Here is a 15,714-nt window from a genome sequence, read left to right as displayed (position 1 = left end):
CCGTGGTTATTGAGAAGTTAATTTACATAAACTAAGCAACTGATTAATAATCCTTTTAACAACAAGAGAGGGAGTTTTTCGTAAACCCTGCTTTTTTGTAATTAATATATCATCGAACAAATCCAATACATCTCTTATTTTGTGTATTTTTTCTCACTAAAGCGATTTAATTCGATCAAGGTGAAAATATTAATTCAAACTTATTGAGTTTTAAGATCAATTGATATTAAATGAATCACATCAGCTTCCAAGGATTAGGAGTTAAGGATGCCATTGAGCAAGGAATTTCTATCATCATTTAATAAATTTGTCACCCATTACAAACAAACGGGTGCATCTTCAATGCTTGGGTCGCTTGGATGGGGAAAAGAACAAAATCATAGTGGCATATGCAGCTATTTTGAAGAGATTTTAACGCTTATCTCATCGAATCAAGAAGCAATTCATGACGCCAGCGTTATTGAATACATTACTATACCAATAAACCTCTCTGCCAAAACGAATCCTTATTTGCTTGACTGTTGGAGTAAATCGCTAATTGAATATAATTCAGGCTTAAAAGTCTATACACCAATCAGCGCAATGAAAAATGATTCATCGATACACATCCAGATAGCGCCCGATGGTACATCTTCTGAACGAATGATGAGAGATCTGCGACTGGCATTAGATTCCACACAAAAAGCTCAGGAATATTCAAGAGTAGCGTATCTTTCTGAACTTGAATTATTAAAAAAACAAAATGAAGAATTAAAAAATGAAAACGCTCAACTTACTGCCGAAAATCGTCATTTAAGAGAACAAGTTCAAAATGACCAGCTATTCCGTTCTCTTCAGCCACAAATTTCTACAGCCAGGAGCCAATTAGCCTCTTTTGCTGAGTTACTTAATACACTTCATGAAATTACCGGTGGAAGACCCAGCAGTTCGGATAAAATTACTGTTGTCCCCAGTTCGATACACACCAATGAGGCACTGATTAATGCCACACCATCCATCCAAGTGGATTCACCGGTGCATGAATCAGAACACAACAAACACACCACTGCGCCTTCTCCAATACCACCTCATACCAACTCCATGCAATCCTCTTCGTCGGATCCTGGCAGCACATCCACACCACCAGTTGCAGAAGTACAAAAAGAAGTATCGATTCCGTTGGTCCCAATTAAAACGCCACCCAAAAATCCCCCACCGCCCCCTCCTGTCTCGAATAAACCAGCAGAGCCAAGTCGGGTGTTTAACGGCGAAGGTTTTTTCAAAGAATTAACTGAAGAATTGGCCAAAAGAAATCAGCCAAAAAATAAGGCATCTACATCTACCCCTTCTCCAGCTTCCGGAGAAAAAAAAAGCATGTAGGCAATCCATTAATGGAAGCCTTACTGGAGTCATTAGACAGCCGTAGACAACAACTAGGTGAATCTCAATCTGAATCTGAATCTGATTCAGAATGGGATGGTGAATCTGATTCAGACTCGGATGATGAGTCAGATTCATGTAAAGCGACATTAAAATAACTGAAGTCAGGACTTCAAGCCCTCCCGAATTACTCATTCAAAAAATGAAATAGAAGACAGCTGTGGAATCATTATAATCATGTATAATGAACTTTTCATTTCATCGAACTCATTATGCTTGCCCTAGACATTCAACAACTATCCAAAACCTATAACAACGGTGTTCAAGCGGTAAAAGGCATTGATTTAACAGTCAATACCGGTGATTTTTTCGCTTTGTTAGGAGCAAATGGCGCAGGCAAATCGACTACGATTGGCTTGATTACCACTTTGGTCAATAAAACGTCCGGAAGCATCAAAATACACGGTTATGATTTGGATACTGAAACAGAACAGGCTAAATCTTGCCTCGGACTGGTACCTCAGGAAGTCAATCTCAATATATTCGAAAACCCAGTCCAGATTTTATTAAGCCAGGCGGGCTATTATGGAATTACTCGTAAAGAGGCCCTACCCAGAGCAGAATCATTATTAGAGCAACTAGGGCTTTGGGATAAAAGAAAATCTATAGTTCGACAGCTTTCCGGTGGTATGAAACGACGTCTGATGATAGCTAGGGCATTGATTCATCAGCCCAAGGTACTCATACTTGATGAACCTACAGCAGGTGTGGATATAGAAATCCGAAGAAGTATGTGGGAATTCTTAACCCGCACAAACGCAGAAGGAACTACGATAATTCTCACCACTCACTATCTGGAAGAGGCTGAGCAATTATGTAAAAACATTGCCATTATAGACAAGGGTCTAATCATCAAAAACACGTCTATGAAGGCATTATTGCAAACCCTGCGCCACCAGACCTTTATTTTTAATACGGAAACACCCATCAATACATTACCGGATATCCCTTCATTTAAGACAACATTGATCGATGCGAATACTTTTGAATTAAGAGTGGATAATACTCTAACCCTGAATGAAGTATTTAATGCGCTGACTCAGCATGGTATAACAGTCCATAGTTTGCGCAATAAAACAAACCGCTTGGAAGAGCTTTTTCTGGATCTCATTAAAAATGGCCATTAGACAACAACTTATTGCACTCTATACCCTGGTACGACGTGAACTGGTGCGCATGTTTCGCATTGCCAGCCAGGTTTTTTTACCGCCGGTTATTACAACTACCCTTTATTTTCTCATATTCGGTAGTCTGATAGGACCTCGAATAGGTACCATCCAGGGAATTAGTTATCCCATGTTTATTGCTCCTGGCCTTATCATGATGTCGGTAATTGTTAACGCCTACGGAAACGTATCTTCCTCATTATTTAGCGTTCGATTTCAAAAAAGCATAGAAGAAATGCTGATAAGTCCCATGCATAACGGCCTGTTATTATTAGGCTATGTTTTAGGTGGTGTATTCAGAGGATTAATCGTAGCCATTCTGGTTTTTCTCATTGCCAGCTTTTTCCTGACTATTGAAATGAATCATCTGCCTATGACCCTGTTTGTTGTTTTACTAGTATCTGCCGTATTTTCACTAGCCGGATTCACCAATGCAATGGTAGCCCGTAACTTTGATGATATTATGCTGGTACCAACCTTTATCCTGACTCCTCTTACCTATTTGGGAGGCGTTTTTTATAGCATCGATATGTTACCCCCATTCTGGCAACATATTTCCTACCTCAATCCTATATTATATATGGTCAATGCATTGAGACATGCCATGATTGGCCAAGAAGAGGTGAGTATGAATCTGGCCATGATAATCATCATCGCCATGCTGGTAGGATTGACTGTAATCAATCTTGTCCTCTTGAAAAAAGGTGTCGGTTTACGTGAATAGGTTATAGGTTAGGTAACGATGCATAATTCAATAATTGAAGTCTTGACTGGTTGGCTTACTGCTTATCGTAATGATGATGACAGCTCTCAAAAAGCGCTGGCAGAACAATTAATAAATCAACTTAAAGCAATCAATTCAACTCAAGAGCTGCTCGATATACTCCATAAAACAAGCAACGTCACCTACAAGGACAGCCGATTCACCTTTTTTTCAGATATTGAATTCTTCAAACAAATAGATTTATGGCTCAATCAACTTGATGAATTAATTCAAACTCAAAAATCAGCCTCTCAAAAACTGCTCACTATCAACCCCAAATTGAGTACGTTATTTAAGGAGCTTGGCTCATTACTTGATGATCCTGGATTTTTGCTGCATCAAAGCGCATCTCAATTACTTGAGTTAATCAATGATGACACTACCTGGGATAGTGAAAGTATTACTACCCTGTACCTTATTATAATAAATGATATGCATCCGACTCCTGTCCCACAGCGCCAACAAGAACCGGATGCAGGTTGTATTTTAATGTAGGCAGGAAACAAACAAAACCGCACTCGTCAATTCTCGGATTACACCAAAGAGCAGAACCAGAATGTAGTGTTCATTTTGGCTCACTACCCATTGATAACCTAATTATTTACGTTTGAATCCCAAAGCTTCCAAACGTTGTTCAACTGATGGGTGAGTAGAAAATGAGCTGCTCAAGGATTTCACTGGATCAATATCCGACGGATCATAAAGATAGGATGCTTGTCGTACCTGCTCATGCGGCGTATCGCCATATGCTTTTGCATACTGCTCTGCATTTTGTTCATGATCCTGACTTATTTTAAGTAAAGCTCGAGCCAGTGGTTCATTATCACGCATCAACTCAACACACCCCGCATCGGCCATATATTCGCGGGTACGGCTTAAAAACAACGTCAATAACACCGTGATAATGGGTAATACATAACGTAAGACAATAATAACCATTAACAACCGATTATCGTCTCTCCTGTCACGCTTATAAAGTACTGAATAAAATAAAACATCAATTACAATCAATAAAATATTGCTCAGTACCGCCACCATCAACGTTAATTTAATATCATGATGCCGGATATGACTTAACTCATGTGCCATCACGGCCTGTAGTTCGGCTCTATCCAGTTTCTCCATTAAACCTCGTGTAATGGCGACCATAGCCGATTTCTCACTGTAGCCACTGGCAAAAGCATTCATATATTCTGCCTCAATGACAAAAACCTTGGGCATAAATTGTAATCCGGACGCCACCTTCATTTCCTCGACAACATTATAGAGTTGTTTTTCCTGAACTGTTTGCGCGCTTTCAGGGGTAATTTCTCTATACTCAGTTCCCAGCAGCATAATCCGGTCATATAAGGCATAAGTAATCATCAGGGAAATCGCAGCAAAACCCAGCATAAGTAATGTGGCAAAAGGTACGACTTTAAACGTTATCAAGGCCAGAAAACTCTGCTCGAGAGTAATGTGAGGATACATGGATTGCAGAACGAAGGTATCGGCAATCAGGCCCACAATTAAATACACTAAAAAGAACAGCGCAATAACTCGCCGAGTCTTACGCTCATTTTGTTTTAGCTGTGCCCGCCAATCCCCAGCCGTAGCATGGTAATCCGCTATACTCATAGTCTACTCTCAGAGTTTGACAGTATAATCTTCTTTCGCTTGAATCTGTTCTTCAGGAAGACCCCAATAAATAAATTGTTTATCCAGAGATGCAGAAAATAGAGACACTACTATGGATTCAAAAAAGGATTTTTTCTTAGCATTATAACGCTCGATACTGTCGTTGTAAGCCTGTTTGGAATACGCCAGTTTATTTTCGGTATTGACGATTTCTTCCTGTAATTGCAATACATTTTGACTGGCCTTCAAGTCAGGATATTGCTCAAATACCAGATTGATACCTGCAGCAATTTTGGAAATACCATTTTCTGCATCCATACGAGCCTGCTCATTGCCCGCAGCTTTTGCCTCTTGAGCCTGATTACGTAAAGCCACAACATCTTTTAAAGTGGTTTTTTCATAATCCATATATTTCTTTACGGATTCAATCAGGGATTCAAAGACCTTAAAGCGTCTATCCAGTTGAATATCAATTTGCTTTTTATTGTTATTGATCGCCTCTATAAGGCCTATCAAGGTGTTATAGATACTGATGGACCAGACAAATATAAGAGCGACGATGATTAATAAAACTATAAAAAAAGTACCCATTTCTTTATCCTATGCAAGATTTCCTATACTAAGTTATAGCCTGAAATTGAAGAAAATGACAATTGTATTAATTCTATTTCAAAGCAGTTTCTCCAAACCAATTGATTCGCCATGAGTACTTTTTTAAAAGAGATAATTAATTAGAGAACGGGTAAAGAATGTTTGATTTAACACGTTCCCTACCCGAATTATAAGAGGTTGAAATTACAGATTACATCACCGAGCAAAAACTCATAGCAGATTCATTGCTCTTTTTAGATTCAGCTTTTACATCGTGTCCTGCTTTTATAAATACCCCTTTAATATCTTCTAACATTGGCTCACCGTCCACATGCTTTGGCTGGTGACCTTTTTGATTAAACAGCTCAACAACTTTGTCCATCAAATCGTTTACTGTCGCAGTAGGAACTTGAAAAAATACCTTTTTATCTGATTGTTCCTGAGAAAGAAATTCGAATACGACCATCTTGGCTTGTTCTGTGTCGTGAACTTGATCAATACCAGAAATTTCGCCAAATCCTCGCGAACTGTAACCTGTTGAATTATAATATGAAAACGTCGTCCGACCCTCATCCGAATTTTTTTCCAGTGCAACAACCACCTGATCTGGTGAAACAAGAGCGGAAGGGCTCAATGATTTTGTGCTCTTTTTTAAATACAAAGCGACTATAGTCTTACCATTCTCTATGGTGAGTTCGGGGCTCAGTAAACTTGCAGATTTTCCAAAGAGAGTCTTCATATGAGCTTTTGAAACTGACATAATTATTGTTCCTTATAAGATTGATTAATTTAAATTCATGCTGGCATGAAATTAAACCATACAACCAACATGTAGAATCAATGATACAGGGCGAAGTTTAATGAAAGCTTAAATTTACTGGTTGAAATTGAATAGCCATTATTAGAATTTTGAATGTCCTGATTTGAAGAATCCAGGCAACCATCAGAACAATTGATGCACCCGCCGGCACAAACGCAGCTCGGAGTTATAAATTATGAAGGGATTACTCAGAACGTAGCCCGTATCCGGCGAAGCCGTAATACGGGTTTCATCAAGAATGATCATCGCCAATTCTAATTACTTTGAGCCAGAATGGGTTTCAAGAACTGTCCTGTATAAGAGCCTTTGCATTGAGCCACCATTTCAGGGGTTCCGGTAGCAATGATTCTCCCTCCTTTGCTCCCCCCTTCAGGCCCCAGATCAATAATCCAATCAGCCGTTTTAATCACATCAAGGTTATGCTCAATAATGACTATAGTATTTCCTTGCTCTCGCAATCGAGATAATACAGTCAATAATTGTTTGGTATCGTGAAAATGCAATCCAGTTGTTGGTTCATCAAGAATATATAAAGTATTACCAGTATCTCGTTTAGATAATTCGCGCGCTAATTTTATTCTTTGTGCTTCCCCACCAGAAAGAGTAGTTGCGCTCTGCCCCAGCTTGATATACGACAGGCCAACATCCATTAATGTTTGACATTTTCGCGCCAGAACGGGAATTGCCGAGAAGAAGTGACAGGCATCCTCAACCGTCATGTCTAATATCTCATGAATGTTTTTACCTTTATACTGAATTTCAAGAGTTTCTCTATTATAACGCTTCCCCTGACACACATCGCAGGAAACATAAATATCAGGTAAGAAATGCATCTCAACCTTAATCAGTCCGTCCCCCTGACAGGCTTCACAACGCCCACCCCGCACATTAAAACTGAATCGACCCGGTTGATAACCACGGGCACGCGATTCAGGCGTCCCGGAAAACAAATCCCTGATATGAGTAAAAATGCCCGTATACGTTGCCGGATTGGAACGAGGCGTACGTCCAATTGGACTTTGATCAATATCAATTACTTTGTCACATAAATTCAGCCCGGATAACTCTCTGACTCCCCCTGGAGTAAATAAGCTGGCTCTGTTCAGGGTATTGGCGGCAATAGGATATAAAGTATCGTTAATCAAACTGGATTTACCCGAACCGGAAACACCGGTAATGCAAGTAAGTACTCCTAAAGGAATGCTCACATCAACATTCTGCAAATTATTACAGGTGACCCCTTTTAAATGGAGCATCCGATCAGAATTAACGGGTAATCGAGATTTAGGAATTTCGATTGATTGCTTGCCTGATAAATATTGGCCGGTTAAAGAAGCGGGATTACTCATCACATCATCAGGGGTACCACTTGCAACGATTTCACCTCCATGCACTCCTGCTCCCGGACCAATATCCAACACAAAATCCGCACTGCGAATTGCATCTTCATCATGCTCTACAACAATTACCGTATTACCCTGATTACGTAAATGCATTAATGTTTTCAATAGACGATCATTATCTCGCTGATGCAACCCAATAGAAGGCTCATCCAGAATATACATCACACCGACTAAACCAGAGCCGATTTGACTTGCTAGACGAATACGCTGAGCCTCACCACCAGACAGGGTCTCTGCACTGCGTGTTAAAGAGAGGTAATCCAAGCCCACATTAACCAGAAACCCCAGGCGCTCAACGATTTCTTTATTAATTTTAGCCGCAATTTCTCCTCGATATCCTGGCAGATTTAAATCTCTAAAAAACTCATACGCCTTTTCTATTGAATAAGAACAAAGTTCTGGCAAATTTTTATTATCGATAAAAACATTGCGGGCTTCTTCTCGTAAGCGTGCGCCTTGGCAAGTCTGACAAGGACGTGAAGACAAATATTTAGCGAGCTCTTCACGTATCATTCCTGAATCCGATTCACGATAACGACGCTGCATGTTGGGAATTATCCCCTCAAAACTATGTCTTTTCATCATATAACCACCATTGGGTCTATGATAATTAAATTCAATTACTTCCTGGCCACTACCATATAAAACCACTTGCCGCATCTTCTCAGACAAATCACAAAATGCCGTATTGATATCAAAACCATAATGCTTGGCAAGAGACTCGAGCATACTGAAGTAATAAGACGTTTTCTTATCCCAACCTCGAATCGCTCCTTCAGCGAGACTGGCAGTTTCATCATGAATCACTCGATTCGGATCAAAAAATTGATCAACACCCAAACCATCACAGGAACCACAGGCACCTGCAGGATTATTAAAAGAGAATAGTCTAGGCTCCAATTCACTTAAACTATATCCACATTCAGAACAGGCAAACTTTGAAGAAAACAAAAGCTCATCAAACTCATTCTCCATAGAAGCTACTATGGCTATCCCTTCTGCAAGATTCAGGGCGTTTTCAAATGACTCACTCAAACGTTGGGCAATGTCAGGCCTGACTTTAAATCGATCGACCACTACTTCTATAGTATGTTTGGTTCGCAAACCCAATTTAGGAGGTGAATCCAGCTCACAAAGCTGACCATCAACTCGGGCTCGAACATACCCCTGAGCCTGTAATTGCTGCAACAGTTGAACATGTTCCCCTTTACGATCACGAACAACGGGAGCCAAAATCATTACTTTACTATCAGCAGGCAAAGCCAATACCTGATCGACCATTTGACTAATCGTCTGAGCATGCAAACTGACTTTATGTGTAGGGCAACGAGGCTCTCCAACCCGAGCATAGAGCAGGCGTAAATAATCATAAATTTCGGTAATGGTACCAACAGTAGAACGAGGATTATGTGATGTGGCCTTTTGCTCAATTGATATTGCCGGAGACAATCCCTCAATAGAGTCCACATCCGGTTTTTCCATCATAGAGAGAAACTGCCGGGCATAAGCTGATAACGATTCAACATAACGTCGTTGACCTTCAGCATATAAAGTATCAAAGGCCAGGGAGGACTTTCCGGATCCTGACAAACCGGTAATGACAATTAATTTATCTCGTGGTAAATCCAGATCTAAATTTTTAAGGTTGTGAGTTCTTGCGCCACGGATGGAAATAGTATGCATATAAGCCACTAATGGAGTTAAAAAGACACAAAGTATATCTCTGCTATAATAATATAACAAATTGTTCACTTTACAGAACTTAAAGGATTTTATTTATGAAATCTTTCCTGCAATGTAATTTATTAGTTATTATCCTTTGTCTTAACTCACCAATTATTCATGCGGAACAGAATTACTTGTTATCTCAATGGGTAACAAAAACACTGATGGATACTCTATCGATCAGCTATGACAAACCACTGAATGACTATAAAGACGTTAAAGATAATTATTCCATAAACGCATGGAGCGGAATGACCAGTTTCCTGGGTGGGGGGGGTAATCTGGATAAAATCCGCTCACAGAAACTGACCCTGCATCCTGTATTTGAAGGTGAGCCTGTAATCCTTGGATCAGGAAAAATCTCTGGAATGAACTATTGGGTTGTCAATCAAATAGTACTGATCCCTGAATTCGATACTCGGTTAAATTTCAAATTAAACATACTGGAACAAGCAGCCGCTCAGGAAGATCCTTATCTCATTCAAAGTTTAAAGATTAATGTTCTGCCCACTCAGTAAATCCAGAACAACAGTGTTCGTTTAATTTTTTCACACTGAAATCTATACTCTTAATCTGAATTCTGATTGAATATAAGATTACCGGAGGGCATTATGCGTAAAAGTATCTATTTTAGTATTACAGCCATATTGATTTTCTTTATAAGTCAATTACACGCGAATAACCTGAACAAATTAGAGCAAGACATCAGTGATTCAGTCATAACCACAAAAATAACCGCCAAATTTGCAGAAAACAAAAACCTCAATCCGCTAAAAATTTCAATTTCTACGGATAAAGGCATAGTGAAACTAAGCGGCTATGTTGGCGACAGTCAAGCATTTGTTGATGCATTGCGTATTGCAAAAAATACAAAGGGAGTTAAGTCCGTCCGTACTAGTGATCTCTACATCAAAAAAGTAAATACAGCCTTCACGGATGCCTTTATAACAGCACGAGTTGAAACAGCGGTATTAAAAGCCAAAGTATTAGATGATGAATCCATTCCTCTTGTTGGGATCAATGCAACAACCACCAATGGTGTAGTAACCCTGTCAGGCAATGTTAAAAGTGCTCAATCCATCGCATCAATTATAAATAGAGTGAATGCGATACGAGGAGTAAAGAAAATAATTACTCATTTACAAATTGAGGACAATGTATGAACACTTTTACACGCTTTAAATTCTTCCTCTGGTATTTCGGTCACTTTAAAGTGGCAATGATTGGTTATTTAAAACCACGTCTCATTAAACTGACGGACAGCGATATAGTCATTTGCCTGCCTCTAAGAAGACGCAGCCGCAACCATTTAAACTCAATGTATTTTGGTGCCCTGGCCGTTGGCGCAGATTTGGCTGGTGGTTTACATGGCTTCTACCATGCGGAACGTGCACAATGTAAAGTCTCCCTTGCCTTTAAATCATTTAAAGCCCAATTTTTAAAAAGGCCTGAATCCAATGTATATTTCGTTTGTACAGAAGGAGATACGGTCAGAACAATGGTTGAAGATTCCAAAGCATCTGGCGAACGAATAAATAAACCCATTAACATTAAAGCTTACACCAATTATCAAACCGAACCAGAAGAAGTGGCTGATTTCATACTTGAACTCTCCCTCAAAGTAATACGCTAGTTCTTCGTTAACATTGAATCTTAGGACTAACGTCTGGATAACGAGTGGATTTGCGACCTTTTAACCACATAAAGCCAATGATTCATATTCATTTTTTTTAGATCAAATCAGTTGACAAAACACCAACAAAAGACTAATTATTAATCATAATGATCTTTAATTAAACCAATTCAAAGGCTGATTTATATGATCGAATTAATTATCCACACACAACCTGATGATGAAAGCTGTGGACCTACATGCCTCCACGCTGTCTATCAATATTATGGATTAGAATGTGACTTAAATGAGATAATCAAGACTATAGACCGCTCAATATCTGGCGGAACGTTATCTCCAATGTTAGGCAAACATGCCTTGCAACAAGGATTTAACGCGAATATTTATATCTATAACCTGAATATCTTCGATCCAAGCTGGTTTCATAATGGTTCTGTGGATAATAAGTTTCTCATGGATAAGCTTGATGCCCAAATGACCTATAAAAACGATCCCTACATCACTCAAGCATCTCTGGCCTTTATTGAATATTTAAAATTAGGTGGGAAAGTTTCAACTCATCCACTGAATATTAATCTTCTGAAAAAATACTTTGCTAAGAGTATTCCTATAATAACCGGATTAAGCGCCACAAACCTGTATTGGAGCGCCAGAGAATTTTTTACTCCAGAGGGAAAATCAATTTATGATGATGTGCGTGGCACGCCTTGTGGACATTTTGTCATACTTTGCGGATATGACGCCCAAAAACGACATGTCGTTATTGCGGACCCGCATGCTGAAAATCCCCTGTTCCATAATAACTACTATAAAGTGAATATTAATCGATTAATCAATTCAATTATGCTGGGCGTCATAACCTATGATGGAAATCTCCTGGTTATTGAACCTAAAATTCAAGGTATCTAATACTCTTGCGCAGGGGAATATTGAGGTCTGTTCCTATCCATAGAACTTCTCCTTCTAATTTACTTTACTCTACAGGGCAAACCAGTTTAGGATGAGGTTATATTAGATCATTTTTGACTTGTGTCACGTCAATAGATTGCTATACTCAAAGTCTACAGCGTCACAATAATTATTATAAAGTAAGTATATTGCTTGATTAACTCTATAATGCTTGGTGTACTAACTTATGGTGCCAGGATGCCCATAAATGAATCCAAAGAGAGATAAATGCAAACAGTTATTGTTACAGATGATCTGGAAAGTTGGTCGTTTTTAAATAAGCTTGCTCCTACAGTACATGCTTTAGAGTATCTTAGTGGAGACGAGTACCATCAAAGTAAATCCTATCGCGTGATTAATCTCTGTCGGGATTATAATTATCAAACTGTAGGTTATTACGTTTCGCTTCTTGCACAAGCACGTGATCACAAAGCATTACCTTCAGTGCATAGCATACAGGATGTTCATAATGTCAGCTTATCCAAATTAATATCTCAGGATACACATGAAGAAATTCAGCACAGCCTACATGATATTAAGGGCAATGAATTTATCCTGAGTCTGTACTTTGGTCAAAATATGGCAAAACGATATTCTACTTTGGCCAAACAACTGCATGGGTTATTTCCGTTGCCTCTTATTCGATTTACTCTAGAAAAGAAAAAGCAATGGCGAATTAAAACATTAACTCCATTATCTCTAGCTGATGTGCCTGAACACCATCGGGAGTTTATGCGTCAATCAGCAGAAAGTTATTTATCCAAAAAAAGAGTACATCAATGGCGTAAAAAACAACGCTTTCACGATCTCGCCATCCTTTTAGATCCGACTGAACCCAATGCTCCGTCCAATAAAAAAGCACTCGATTTATTTATTTCTGCAGGTGAGGAATTAGGACTCAATGTTGATTTAATTGATAAAAATGAAAGTAAATCCATAGCCGAATACGATGCATTATTTATCAGAGCGACTACATCCGTGAACCATTATACGTACAGATTGTCGCGTCGAGCGGCACAGGAAAATCTGGTCGTCATCGATGATCCACAATCCATCATCAAGTGTTCCAATAAAGTATATCTTGCCGAACTATTAAGCAGCCATCAAATCAGAACACCCGAAACGCTGTTCATCAGTAAATACGACCAACAACTTCCCAAAATTGAATTCCCATGCGTATTAAAAAAACCGGACAGCGCATTTTCTCATGGGGTAGTGAAAATTGATGATGAAAAGAGCTTAATAAAATCGTTAAGCCAATTTTTCAAAACATCTGATTTGGTGGTAGTTCAACCCTTTATTCCTACAGAGTTCGATTGGAGAATAGGCGTTTTGGATAACAAAGCGCTATTTGCCTGCAGATATTTTATGGCTAAGGGTCATTGGCAAATCTATGATTGGCATGGGGCACAGGAACAAAAAGAAGGGGATCATGAAACGCTGCCTATTCATGCTGTTCCCGAAGCCATACTTAAAATCGCTCTGAAAAGTACACGTTTGATTGGCGATGGTTTATATGGTGTCGATATTAAAAGTCATGGCGATCAACATTATGTAATCGAAGTCAATGATAACCCCAATATAGATAACGGCCTGGAAGATCAAATTTTAGGTGAAAATTTATATCACCAGATCATGAATGTGTTTCTTCAACGTATTCGCAGGAAGCATGGTTATGTCTAATTTTTCTATTTTTTCGGTATTGGGTATAGAAATTGAATACATGTTAGTCGATAGAGACAACCTGAATATCCAACCTAAAAGTGACCTCATCTTAAGTGCTCTGGCCGGTCATCAGGCTGATGAAGTTGAATTAGGGGATATAGCAATCAGCAATGAATTGGTAATGCATGTTCTTGAATTAAAAAATAATGGTCCCCGAGCGGTAGATGCGCCTGTAACAGAACAGTTCCACAAAACCATTCGGGAATTACAACCGCTTCTGGAGCAACACAATTTATTACTATTACCAACCGGAGCCCATCCCTGGATGAATCCGCATACTGAAACCGTACGCTGGCCTCATGGTAATCGTGAAATCTACAAACAATTTGATGCTATATTTGATTGCAAAGGACATGGATGGTCAAATCTGCAGAGTATGCATGTCAACCTGCCTTATGCAAATCAGGAAGAGTTTTATCAGCTGCATAATGTTATCCGCTTGATTCTGCCTCTTTTGCCGGCTATTGCCGCAAGCACGCCCATTCTTGATGGTCACGCGACCGGATTACTGGACTCCAGACTGTATTTCTATAGCCGTAATCAACAACGTATCCCATCGATATGTGGCGATGTAATTCCTGAATTTATAAGTTCGGAAGAAGAATATCAGCAAAAAATTCTGAACCCCATGTATCAAGACATTAGTCCTTATGATCCAGCGGGTATATTGCAATATCAATGGCTGAATTCAAGAGCAGCAATCCCCAAATTTAATTCCAAAGCAATAGAAATTCGTATATTGGACAGTCAGGAGTGTGTTGAAGCGGACATAGCCATAGCACACGCAATCCATGCTGTTTTGAAAAACTGGCAATCCTCGTCGCATTATTATCTTGATAATCCCTGCGACACCTCAAGATTAAAACACATTTTTGATAAAGCCATAGAACAAGGATTCAATACTCAGGTAGAAGACATGGAGTTATTAAAACAATGGCAACTACCGGCACGCTCCATGAAGTTAAATGAAGTATGGTCTATGCTTATAGAACAGGTTAGTTCTGAATTAACCGCGAAACAACAATCCGCCTTGGAGTTAATTTTAAGCCAAGGGAATTTAAGTCAGCGCATCCTGAATGCGGTAAGTAAGGATAATGATAAAGATTCATTAAAGAGAATTTACAGACAGCTTGCTGATTGCCTGCTCTCTAATCAACCATTTAGACCATAATGAAAAATAGTGCGATTGTTATCAGTTGTGAACATGCGGTCGATACCGTTCCAGAGGAATACAGAGCCTTATTCACGCCTTTTAAAGAGTTAATAAAAACACATCGCGGAATAGACTTTGGCGCCCTAGCCATAGCCCTGTATTTAAAGGATACCCTGCCGTCCGATTTTATTCAGGCTCATGCAACACGATTACTGATTGACTGCAACAGAAGCCTGAATCACCCTTCCTGTTTTTCTGAAGTCACCAAAGATTTGCCTGCTGAAGAAAAAACGAAGATTATTACACGGTATTACCAGCCTTTTCGTGAACAGGTCATCAATCTTATTCAAAAACAGATCAATCAAAAACTTCAGGTATGGCATTTCTCCATCCATAGCTTTACCCCTGTGATGAATAACCAGGTGCGCTCAACCGATATAGGTTTATTGTATAATCCTCAACGGCCATCAGAAAAAGTCCTGTGTGAACAATTGCAAAAAGAACTGCTGCAATTAAATCCAAACATTAGAGTACGTCGAAATTATCCTTATAAAGGCATCAGTGATGGATTTACTACCTTCTTACGCAAAAAATTTACCGATGCAGAATACGTTGGGATCGAAATTGAATCCAATCAAGCGTTAACGAGAAACGATCAATCAATAGACATACTTAAAAAATTATTATCAGATAGCTTATTAAAACTATTATGTTAATATTAGCTTAATAATGTTCCACTATAATATAATGC

At 39.1% G+C, this 15,714-nt stretch carries 16 protein-coding genes; 12 read left to right on the top strand and 4 right to left on the bottom strand.

Translation table 11 applies throughout. The features are described from left to right. The first annotated feature begins 267 nt into the window (after positions 1-267). The 5 genes from IZU94_RS13160 to IZU94_RS13140 all read left to right on the top strand — a co-directional run bounded on the left by IZU94_RS13160 (position 268) and on the right by IZU94_RS13140 (position 3,843). Positions 268-1,359, top strand: coding sequence for a coiled-coil domain-containing protein (locus IZU94_RS13160; protein WP_203111245.1), 1,092 nt, complete (start codon positions 268-270; stop codon positions 1,357-1,359). 11 nt (positions 1,360-1,370) lie between these two features. Next, a complete protein-coding gene (locus IZU94_RS13155) occupies positions 1,371-1,517 on the top strand; it encodes a hypothetical protein (RefSeq protein ID WP_203111243.1) in 147 nt (48 codons plus the stop codon). 114 nt (positions 1,518-1,631) lie between these two features. After that, positions 1,632-2,546: an ABC transporter ATP-binding protein gene (locus IZU94_RS13150; protein WP_203111240.1), complete on the top strand. Its 915-nt coding sequence runs from the start codon at positions 1,632-1,634 to the stop codon at positions 2,544-2,546. Continuing rightward, the gene (locus IZU94_RS13145) at positions 2,536-3,309 is read left to right on the top strand and encodes an ABC transporter permease (RefSeq protein ID WP_203111237.1); all 774 of its coding nucleotides are present in this window, start codon (positions 2,536-2,538) and stop codon (positions 3,307-3,309) included. The genes IZU94_RS13150 and IZU94_RS13145 overlap by 11 nt, the downstream gene beginning before the upstream one ends. 18 nt (positions 3,310-3,327) lie before the next feature. Continuing rightward, positions 3,328-3,843, top strand: a complete 516-nt coding sequence (locus IZU94_RS13140) for a hypothetical protein (protein ID WP_203111235.1) — start codon at positions 3,328-3,330, stop codon at positions 3,841-3,843. Between the two features lie 102 nt (positions 3,844-3,945). Here the strand turns inward: IZU94_RS13140 and htpX are convergent, their stop codons facing one another. The 4 genes from htpX to uvrA all read right to left on the bottom strand — a co-directional run bounded on the left by htpX (position 3,946) and on the right by uvrA (position 9,462). After that, positions 3,946-4,965, bottom strand: a complete 1,020-nt coding sequence (htpX, locus tag IZU94_RS13135; RefSeq protein WP_203111232.1) for a zinc metalloprotease HtpX — start codon at positions 4,963-4,965, stop codon at positions 3,946-3,948. A gap of 9 nt (positions 4,966-4,974) precedes the next feature. Beyond that, positions 4,975-5,556, bottom strand: a complete 582-nt coding sequence (locus IZU94_RS13130; RefSeq protein WP_203111229.1) for a LemA family protein — start codon at positions 5,554-5,556, stop codon at positions 4,975-4,977. 211 nt (positions 5,557-5,767) lie between these two features. After that, on the bottom strand, positions 5,768-6,316 hold the full coding sequence (locus IZU94_RS13125; RefSeq protein ID WP_203111226.1) for a hypothetical protein: 549 nt from the start codon (positions 6,314-6,316) through the stop codon (positions 5,768-5,770). A gap of 314 nt (positions 6,317-6,630) precedes the next feature. Then, positions 6,631-9,462: an excinuclease ABC subunit UvrA gene (gene uvrA / locus IZU94_RS13120; RefSeq protein ID WP_203111223.1), complete on the bottom strand. Its 2,832-nt coding sequence runs from the start codon at positions 9,460-9,462 to the stop codon at positions 6,631-6,633. A 95-nt stretch (positions 9,463-9,557) separates the two neighbouring features. Here uvrA and IZU94_RS13115 point away from each other — a divergent pair, with 95 nt between their 5' ends. The 7 genes from IZU94_RS13115 (at position 9,558) to IZU94_RS13085 (ending at position 15,679) form a co-directional block, all read left to right on the top strand. Then, positions 9,558-10,022, top strand: a complete 465-nt coding sequence (locus IZU94_RS13115) for a DotI/IcmL/TraM family protein (protein WP_203111221.1) — start codon at positions 9,558-9,560, stop codon at positions 10,020-10,022. A gap of 93 nt (positions 10,023-10,115) precedes the next feature. After that, complete coding sequence (locus IZU94_RS13110; protein ID WP_203111219.1) at positions 10,116-10,667, top strand: BON domain-containing protein; 552 nt, start codon at positions 10,116-10,118, stop codon at positions 10,665-10,667. Then, positions 10,664-11,137: a hotdog family protein gene (locus IZU94_RS13105; protein ID WP_203111217.1), complete on the top strand. Its 474-nt coding sequence runs from the start codon at positions 10,664-10,666 to the stop codon at positions 11,135-11,137. The genes IZU94_RS13110 and IZU94_RS13105 overlap by 4 nt, the downstream gene beginning before the upstream one ends. Positions 11,138-11,323: 186 nt before the next feature. Further along, the gene (locus IZU94_RS13100; protein WP_203111216.1) at positions 11,324-12,046 is read left to right on the top strand and encodes a C39 family peptidase; all 723 of its coding nucleotides are present in this window, start codon (positions 11,324-11,326) and stop codon (positions 12,044-12,046) included. 267 nt (positions 12,047-12,313) lie between these two features. Next, positions 12,314-13,768: a RimK family ATP-grasp domain-containing protein gene (locus IZU94_RS13095; protein WP_203111214.1), complete on the top strand. Its 1,455-nt coding sequence runs from the start codon at positions 12,314-12,316 to the stop codon at positions 13,766-13,768. Next, positions 13,761-14,981: a carboxylate-amine ligase gene (locus IZU94_RS13090; RefSeq protein WP_203111212.1), complete on the top strand. Its 1,221-nt coding sequence runs from the start codon at positions 13,761-13,763 to the stop codon at positions 14,979-14,981. Before IZU94_RS13095 ends, IZU94_RS13090 begins: the two co-directional genes overlap by 8 nt. Beyond that, positions 14,981-15,679 carry an N-formylglutamate amidohydrolase gene (locus tag IZU94_RS13085; protein ID WP_203111210.1) on the top strand — a complete coding sequence of 233 codons (699 nt, stop codon included), beginning with the start codon at positions 14,981-14,983 and terminating at the stop codon, positions 15,677-15,679. The genes IZU94_RS13090 and IZU94_RS13085 overlap by 1 nt, the downstream gene beginning before the upstream one ends. Positions 15,680-15,714 lie beyond the last annotated feature (35 nt).

Origin of the sequence: Legionella bononiensis, assembly GCF_016786215.1 — a bacterium.
Classification (GTDB): domain Bacteria; phylum Pseudomonadota; class Gammaproteobacteria; order Legionellales; family Legionellaceae; genus Legionella; species Legionella bononiensis.
This window is presented reverse-complemented; position numbering and strand designations above follow the sequence as displayed.

Bases quoted from the DNA above. Each gene is read 5' to 3' on its own strand.
- IZU94_RS13125 (WP_203111226.1), bottom strand. From the start codon at position 6,316: ATGTCAGTTTCAAAAGCTCATATGAAGACTCTCTTTGGAAAATCTGCA.
- IZU94_RS13100 (WP_203111216.1), top strand. From the start codon at position 11,324: ATGATCGAATTAATTATCCACACACAACCTGATGATGAAAGCTGTGGA.
- IZU94_RS13085 (WP_203111210.1), top strand. From the start codon at position 14,981: ATGAAAAATAGTGCGATTGTTATCAGTTGTGAACATGCGGTCGATACC.
- IZU94_RS13155 (WP_203111243.1), top strand. From the start codon at position 1,371: ATGGAAGCCTTACTGGAGTCATTAGACAGCCGTAGACAACAACTAGGT.
- IZU94_RS13145 (WP_203111237.1), top strand. From the start codon at position 2,536: ATGGCCATTAGACAACAACTTATTGCACTCTATACCCTGGTACGACGT.
- IZU94_RS13110 (WP_203111219.1), top strand. From the start codon at position 10,116: ATGCGTAAAAGTATCTATTTTAGTATTACAGCCATATTGATTTTCTTT.
- IZU94_RS13105 (WP_203111217.1), top strand. From the start codon at position 10,664: ATGAACACTTTTACACGCTTTAAATTCTTCCTCTGGTATTTCGGTCAC.
- htpX (WP_203111232.1), bottom strand. From the start codon at position 4,965: ATGAGTATAGCGGATTACCATGCTACGGCTGGGGATTGGCGGGCACAG.
- IZU94_RS13130 (WP_203111229.1), bottom strand. From the start codon at position 5,556: ATGGGTACTTTTTTTATAGTTTTATTAATCATCGTCGCTCTTATATTT.
- IZU94_RS13095 (WP_203111214.1), top strand. From the start codon at position 12,314: ATGCAAACAGTTATTGTTACAGATGATCTGGAAAGTTGGTCGTTTTTA.
- uvrA (WP_203111223.1), bottom strand. From the start codon at position 9,462: ATGCATACTATTTCCATCCGTGGCGCAAGAACTCACAACCTTAAAAAT.
- IZU94_RS13150 (WP_203111240.1), top strand. From the start codon at position 1,632: ATGCTTGCCCTAGACATTCAACAACTATCCAAAACCTATAACAACGGT.
- IZU94_RS13115 (WP_203111221.1), top strand. From the start codon at position 9,558: ATGAAATCTTTCCTGCAATGTAATTTATTAGTTATTATCCTTTGTCTT.
- IZU94_RS13090 (WP_203111212.1), top strand. From the start codon at position 13,761: ATGTCTAATTTTTCTATTTTTTCGGTATTGGGTATAGAAATTGAATAC.
- IZU94_RS13160 (WP_203111245.1), top strand. From the start codon at position 268: ATGCCATTGAGCAAGGAATTTCTATCATCATTTAATAAATTTGTCACC.
- IZU94_RS13140 (WP_203111235.1), top strand. From the start codon at position 3,328: ATGCATAATTCAATAATTGAAGTCTTGACTGGTTGGCTTACTGCTTAT.